The organism is Enemella dayhoffiae (assembly GCF_002250625.1).
In the GTDB taxonomy this organism is placed as follows: domain Bacteria; phylum Actinomycetota; class Actinomycetes; order Propionibacteriales; family Propionibacteriaceae; genus Enemella; species Enemella dayhoffiae.
The window spans coordinates 1-6922 of the sequence record NZ_NMVQ01000021.1; the positions used below are offsets into that span (position 1 = coordinate 1).

At 64.8% G+C, this 6922-nt stretch carries 6 protein-coding genes; 3 read left to right on the plus strand and 3 right to left on the minus strand.

All coding sequences use genetic code 11. The features are described 5' to 3' along the window. Nucleotides 1–44: 44 nt before the first annotated feature. The 3 genes from CGZ93_RS10850 to CGZ93_RS10860 are packed head-to-tail and all read right to left on the minus strand — an operon-like array spanning nt 45 to nt 3562. On the minus strand, nt 45–752 hold the full coding sequence (locus CGZ93_RS10850; RefSeq protein WP_094364160.1) for a TniB family NTP-binding protein: 708 nt from the start codon (nt 750–752) through the stop codon (nt 45–47). Nucleotides 753–761: 9 nt separating this feature from the next. Beyond that, complete coding sequence (locus CGZ93_RS10855) at nt 762–2780, minus strand: Mu transposase C-terminal domain-containing protein (RefSeq protein WP_229117371.1); 2019 nt, start codon at nt 2778–2780, stop codon at nt 762–764. Between the two features lie 20 nt (nt 2781–2800). After that, entirely contained in the window at nt 2801–3562 is a 762-nt protein-coding gene (locus CGZ93_RS10860; protein ID WP_141211181.1) for a TnsA-like heteromeric transposase endonuclease subunit, read from the minus strand. Nucleotides 3563–3776: 214 nt separating this feature from the next. On the opposite strand from CGZ93_RS10860, the gene CGZ93_RS18430 reads away from it, so the two are divergent. The 3 genes from CGZ93_RS18430 to CGZ93_RS10870 all read left to right on the plus strand — a co-directional run bounded on the left by CGZ93_RS18430 (nt 3777) and on the right by CGZ93_RS10870 (nt 6856). Continuing rightward, a complete protein-coding gene (locus CGZ93_RS18430; protein WP_141211182.1) occupies nt 3777–4094 on the plus strand; it encodes a hypothetical protein in 318 nt (105 codons plus the stop codon). A gap of 315 nt (nt 4095–4409) precedes the next feature. After that, nucleotides 4410–6356: a type I restriction-modification system subunit M gene (locus CGZ93_RS10865; protein WP_094364162.1), complete on the plus strand. Its 1947-nt coding sequence runs from the start codon at nt 4410–4412 to the stop codon at nt 6354–6356. Between the two features lie 44 nt (nt 6357–6400). Then, the gene (locus CGZ93_RS10870; RefSeq protein ID WP_094364163.1) at nt 6401–6856 is read left to right on the plus strand and encodes a hypothetical protein; all 456 of its coding nucleotides are present in this window, start codon (nt 6401–6403) and stop codon (nt 6854–6856) included. The last annotated feature ends 66 nt before the right edge of the window (nt 6857–6922 follow it).

The window sequence follows — 6922 nt, forward strand, 5'->3', positions numbered from 1 at the left end:
GCAGGCAGTCCAGCGCGGCTGAGCCCCAGAAGCGGTGTCGAAGCTCATCGACAGAGACGACCGAGATCAGGCCCAAGCGGTGTCGGATCTGACCGACAAGTGGTGTCGGATCTGACCGACGTGACCACGAACACCGCGTCGAGACGTTCAGCGAACCCTTTGAGTGCCGACGCGGCGTCAGCCCCGGTGGACGACCGGGTTTTCAGGTTATGGATCTCATCGACGAGAACCATGCTGGTGCCCAACTCGCGGAGCACCGTGATGACCTGCTCGGTGAGCTCCTGGGCGGTGGACGTGCGGTGCATGGGCAGGCCCAGCCAGTGGCAGAACGCGGCCATCATGCCCTTGGGGGTGGTGCCCGCAGGTGTGGGGATGTAGACCACGGGCGCGAACGCCGGGTCCTTGTCGCGTCCGGTCCTTTCCCGCATCCGTTGCTCATGCTTCTTCGCGACCCACATGGTGGCGGTGGACTTGCCGAGCGTGGACTGGCCGGACACGGCAAGTCCGGGGCGGGCGGTGAACTTCTTGGACGCCAGCGAGCCGACGAGCAGGCGTGCGTTCAGGTCGATCGAGTCGGTGTCCGGTGTGGACAGGATGATGTTCCCGTCGAGGAACGCAACGCGGTCGTCGTCGTACTGCGCCTTCTCGGTGGGGGAGAGGGCAGCCAGCTCGGTGGGGGTGAGCCGTGGCGGTTCGGTGGGTTCGTCCGCCACGTAGTCGCGCCATGCTTGGAGGGTGTCGGGGATAGCCATGTGCTGCTCCTAGTTGAGGCGTCGTGTCCGGCGTGGGCGTGGCGGAACCGAAGGGTCGGACGGCGCAGGAGTCGTCTCCGCCGAGTCGTCGCTGTCGTCGTCGGGAGTGAGGTCGTCGGTTGGGAATGCGTCCTCGGGGATGAGCGGGGTTGCGAGGGCAGAGCGGCGTGCCGCGCGGCGTTCCTTCTCCGTGGCTGCACCGTCGGTCTGGATCCGGTAGATCCCTTCCAGCACCTTCTGGGGGTTCGTTTCGTCGCGACGGTCCAACGCGGCTTGCGCGGCTTTGAGCACGTCGTAGGAGAATGGGGGAGCTTGTTTCGCGAGAGTCCATTGCGCTTCGATCCACGTTTCAGCAACGTGATCGCGCAGCCAGATGGTGTTCAGGCGGCCGGGGTCGTACCGGACTTCCCACTTGTCGCCAGCGGCGCCTTGCAGGCCGGATTTGCGGCCCCGCAGATGATGCAGGTCGGGGGAGTCGTAGCGCAGCCCTTCGAAGTTGATTCCGTACGGCTGCACGGCCCGGTAGGTCACGGGGAGCAGTTCGAGGTAGTCGGCGGGTTCGAAGGTGACGTGCACCGGGGGAGCGACGCCGGCGAGCGCGGAGTACATCTCGTTCGGGGTCAGGTCCTTGTGCGGCATGGCGGGGTGGCGTAGCCCCGGATGGGGGCGGTTCTGCCATTCAGCGACAACCCACTGGTCGAGGAGGTTCTGCACTTCTTGGAGTGTCCAAACGGCTTCGGTTTGGGGGTTCTTGCCGCGCCGGGTGACGGAGCGGCCCGTGTAACCGGCGAGGTGTTGCACGAACAGGGTGTTGACCGCGGAGAACAGCCGTTCGATGTGGGGTTTGTCGGTGGGGGTCCGGGGAGCGGACTTGATCACGGAGATTTGCAGGCGTTCGCACGCGGCCATGAACGTGCGTCCGACGTACACCTTCCCGCGGTCAAGGGTGATGGACTCGGGTTGGATGATGGGCCGGGCGGCGATCTTCGGGGCGAGCTCGTCGGCGTCCATGAGCACGCCAGGCGGGAGGATGCTGCGCGAGAACGACATGGACTCGTCCCAGCCGGGCTGCATGGGCAGGGGAGTGAGTGCCTTCGCGAGCAGGAACGCTGCCACGTCAACGCTCTTCGTGGCGACCGCCCGGAGCATGGTCGCGGAGAGAGTGCGGGTGGCGATGTCGAACAGGATGGTCAGGTCGGGTCGCCCTGTTGTCCCGTCCGGGTAGATCACCATCAGGTCAAGTGGTGTGGAGTCAATCTCCATGAGTTCACCCGGACGCGTGGGGGTGCGACCGCCGAACGTCCGATCTGGTCGGTTCGCCAGCGACCTGCGCGTGGTGGCGTCCCCGAACGGGTGTTTGTTCCCTTCGAGTGCGCTGATCGCGCGGTACAGGGTCGCGCGTGAGGGGAGGGGCAGGCCGTCGCGCTGCGCTTGCATGGTCACGTTGTGGATGACCCGGCCACGCGTTCCCGTGGACTTGTCAACGAGTTGGGCGAGTTCGTTCTCGATGAGAGACACGATGCGCGGGTCCACGCGTCCGGTTGTGCCGGTCGGGCGGGTGGTGCGCCGGTCGATGAGTCCAGCCACGCCCTGGTCCCGGTACGCGTACACGTGGCGACGGAGCGTCCGTTCGGTCATGGGCGTGCCAGCGGCGGCGAGCTCGATGACCTTCGAGGCGATGCGGTCCATGAACGGCCGCGCAGGATCGTACTCAGGACGGCCCTCCAGCACCTCGGCGTCGTCGGTGTCGTCGGGGCTGAGGGCTGCAGGGGGGACCCCGTGGAGTACCTCGTGGACGTGTCGGTGGAGGAACCGAACGCGGCTTGCCGCCGATGGGTCGAGCGTGGCGTACACGTCGAGGCCGGTCATGTCCGGTAGGGCATCCGGCGTCGCAGGCAGATAGGAGTCGTCGCCAAGGAGTACCGACACGGCGACCTTGCGGATCCTGTTCGTGGTCAGCGACTTCAACGCCAGCGTTGGCCCGTCGTGGGCGACTACCTGCCATGAGTCACCGTCGAACTGGATCATGTCCCAGAGGCGTACGGACTTCACGCTGACACCACTTCCGTCTCCCATGACAGCGGACGGGTCAGGTCCGCCGTCAGTTCATGCGTCCACAACAGGTGGTACACGTTCGCTGTGACAATCTCGCGGCTTACCGACGCAAACACGGCTACCTGTTCGATCCCGTCACCCAAGGCCGCACCGTTCTTGAACGCGGCTGTGAGCCGGTCAGTGACCGTGGGGGAGGGCGCACACCTGTCCTGGCGGTAGCCAGCGAGCCACCGCAACGAGGTAGCGAGCTCGGCGGGGAGTCCAGTCCACACTTCGTACTGCCAGCCGAGCTCCGCGCAGGAGGCGCGAGTCAGGTCGAACTGGGCGAGTGCCTTGTCCGTGTGTCCTTGGGTTCCTCGAACGTCGATGAGTTTCCCGTCGCCGTTGGCGAGCCGGACGAAGTAGTCCGGCACGTGCGATCGCTGGGAGGGGGTGCCTTTCGGCCAGAGAAACGCGACGGGCTGGCTGCTGATCGCAGTCACGTCTTGGTCCCAGTCGAACCACAGGAGCGCGTCACGTTCAAGCAGGCTCTCAAAGGCAACGTGCGCCCTGTTGGTGGAGGACCACCACAAGCCTTCGTAGTTCCGTTTACCGGGCCAAGCCGCGAACTCGCGGGCAGGGCGAGCGTCTTCGAGGCGAGCGTTACGGAGCGAACCTGTCAGAGGTTCGGTATGCCAGCCGTCGTCGTCGCACGACCAGAGCGCCAACGTTCGGTCGGTGACGTTCGCTGGAAGCGACCGGAGTTTGGGAGCCACCCATGAACCCCTCCCACTGGAAACATAAAGTCAGACTGACTCTAAGATCCGTAGGAGGATAAGTCCAGTGCGAAAGAGGACAGGTTTACTGAGACAGGACATCCATCGGCAAGGGGGCCGGGCACAGGCAAACCAGGTAATGACATAATGTCGCTTATCGGACCAAGGTCTACGCCGTGAATTCGAGGCGCAGTCCACCGCGAGGATCCTCGTCATGGAGGCCTCTGGGCGGGGTGCACAGGCAACGGCAGCCTGGCTCAGGAAGACGCCAGATGTTCCGACTCTGGTGTTGGTAAACGCCTTGCCGAACGGAACGCACGGCACGCATGCCCGACGTGCCATCGAGGAACTGCGACGCGAGCCCGCAATGCGATACCCGCTCACGAGCATCAGGAAGAGCGTTGTCATTGAGCCGCTTCTCTACGAGGAGCGTCCGCAGATCGAGCTGATCCGGCGCCATCCCATGCTGGACGACTACCAAGCGGTGTGGGCTTGGGTCCGCGACTCGTTCATGCCGACCGTCACCATCTGACTTCCAGAGCCTGTCAGACCGAGCCTTTAGGCAACGCCCTGACAGCCAGCTCTGGAAGGTCTTGGGCACATCAGGCCCGCCGACCGCCACCGCAGTCACGCCGCAAGCTGCGCGTCCAATTCACATCCCAGGTGTCAACTGGCCCTGATGCCGCTCCCCGTCCTCCGTGCAGCTGGCGTCGACGAGGTACGAGGTCAGCGACACCGCATCGGAGGCCCGCCGCTCCTCGACACCTAGATAGGGTCACCCGGCTTCGCCCTTGAACAGGGCATCGAGACACTAGGCTGCGAGGAAAGTTCGCAGTGAAGGGATCTCATGGCTCCGCAGGGTTTTCAGGACAAGGTCGCGTTCGTCTGGCGGGTGGCCGACAAGCTGCGGGGCACGTTCAAGCAGCACGAGTACGGCTCGGTGATGCTGCCCCTGCTGGTGCTGCGCCGCATGGACGCCGTGCTCGCCGAGACCAAGCCCGAAGTCCTGAAGTACGCCACCGGGCTGGTGGAGATCGGCCCGGGCCAGGACCGGATGCTGAAGAAGATCTCCGGGCAGCGGTTCTACAACACCTCGCAGCACACCTTCACCACGCTGCTCAACGATGACAAGAACCTGGCCGACAACCTCACCCAGTACATCTCCCGCCTGTCGCCTCACGCGGCCACGGTGATGGATGCCTACAACCTGGACGACAAGGTCGTCCGGATGGACCGTGCCGGCATCCTGTACGGCGTCATGGCCGACTTCGCCGACCTCGACCTGCGCCCATCAGTCGTCTCCAACGAGGCGATGGGCTACATCTTCGAGGAGCTGCTGCGGAAGTTCTCCGAAATGAGCAACGAGACCGCTGGTGAGCACTACACGCCCCGCGAGGTGATCCGCCTGGTCGCCGACCTGCTGGTGAAGGGCCAGGCCGCCCGCGACCTGACCGAGAACCAGATGCCGGTGCGCACCATCTACGACCCGGCGGCCGGCACCGGCGGCATGCTCATGGTCACCATGGACCGCATCAAGGAGCTCAACCCGAACGCCATCGTCAAGGTCTACGGCCAGGAACTCAACGACGAGACCTGGGCCATCGCCCAGTCCGACCTGATGATGCAGGACATCGCCCCCGAGCAGATGCACAACGGCAACACGCTCACCGCCGACGCCTTCCCCACCGAGAAGTTCGACTTCATCCTCGCCAACCCGCCCTACGGCGTCGACTGGAAGGGCTACGCCCAACCCATCAAGGACGAGTACCATAAGCAGGGCTTCAACGGCCGCTTCGGCGCCGGACTCCCCCGCGTCTCCGACGGCTCCCTGCTGTTCCTGCAACACATGCTCAGCCACATGAAGCCCGTCACCGAGGCCAACCCGACTGGCTCCCGGGTCGGGATCGTGCTGTCCGGCTCTCCCCTGTTCAGTGGCCAGGCCGGGTCGGGCGAGTCGGAGACCCGCCGCTGGATCCTGGAGAACGACTGGCTGGAGGGCATCGTCGCACTGCCCGACCAGATGTTCTACAACACTGGCATCTCCACCTACGTGTGGGTCCTCACCAACGCGAAGTCCGACGCCGAACGCGGCCTCGTGAAACTCATTGACGCCCGCGACATGGGCACCAAGATGCGCAAGTCCTTGGGAGACAAGCGCAAGGAACTCACCGACCCCGCCATCGAAGAGATCGTGCAGCTCTTCGGCGGCGCTCTCGACGAGTTCGCCGATGACGCGCGCGTGAAGGTGCTGCCCCGGGAGACCTTCGGATTCCAGCGCGTCACCGTCGAGCGCCCGCTGCACCGCCGCTGGGAGGTCCCGCCGGAGGCGGTGGGGGTGTACGCCGACGCTCCCGTCGGCCGGAAGTACGACTCCGAGAAGGCGCTGCTCGCGGACACCACGGGGCTCACACCCGCCCAGAAGAAGAAGTACGCCGCCGCCTGCGCGATCACCGATCCCGACGCACCGGTCGTGATGAAGAAGGGTCAGCCCGAGCCCGATCCCGACCTACGGGACCAGGAGAACATCCCGCTGCCTGATGGGTGGCTTGCCCTCGATACCGACGCGCGGGCTCAGGCGCTGCTGGACGCAGCCGACGAGCACCTCCGCCAAGAGATCCACCCCTACGTGCCCGACGCTTGGATCGACCACACCAAGACCAAGCTCGGCTTCGAGATCCCCTTCACCCGTCAGTTCTACGTGTACGCACCGCCTCGGCCTGTCGCCAAAATCGCCGCTGAGATCAAAGATCTCGAAGCGCAGATCCAGCAGTGGATGACAGGACTTGAGCTGTGACGACGATGCCACTTCGCCACGCTGCACACGTATGGGTCAGCAACGTGGACAAGCTCTCAACTGAAGGGGAGATCCCCGTTCAGCTCTGCAACTACGTTGATGTCTACAAGAACGATCTGATTCGCCCCAGCGACTCACTCATGCGCGCAACAGCGCGAATCGACGAGGTCCACCGCTTCCACTTGGAAGTCGGCGACACGTTGCTGACCAAGGACTCGGAAGACCCGACCGACATCGGCATCTCGGCGCATGTCGCAGAAACCGCTGACAACCTGGTCTGCGGCTACCACCTAGCCATTGCTCGCCCCCGAGCTGGCACTCATCCCCGGTACCTGACTTGGGCAACCCGTACCCGCCCCGTGTTGGACCACTTCACGAACAACTCCAGCGGCATCTCCCGCTACGGACTATCGACCAGCGGGCTCATGGCCACGCCGATGGGACTGTCGCAGGAACGGTGTAAGTGGCTCTACCGCCCGGATGGGCGAGAGGAGTCATGATGACCGACACACTGGTGGGCATGAGCCCACCGAGCCCGGCTGCGGCCGGCGATGCCGAGGACCGCG

Excerpts from the sequence above, each read along its gene's own strand:
- CGZ93_RS10850 (WP_094364160.1), bottom strand. The coding sequence starts at position 752 with ATGGCTATCCCCGACACCCTCCAAGCATGGCGCGACTACGTGGCGGAC.
- CGZ93_RS10855 (WP_229117371.1), bottom strand. The coding sequence starts at position 2,780 with ATGATCCAGTTCGACGGTGACTCATGGCAGGTAGTCGCCCACGACGGG.
- CGZ93_RS18430 (WP_141211182.1), top strand. The coding sequence starts at position 3,777 with ATGGAGGCCTCTGGGCGGGGTGCACAGGCAACGGCAGCCTGGCTCAGG.
- CGZ93_RS10865 (WP_094364162.1), top strand. The coding sequence starts at position 4,410 with ATGGCTCCGCAGGGTTTTCAGGACAAGGTCGCGTTCGTCTGGCGGGTG.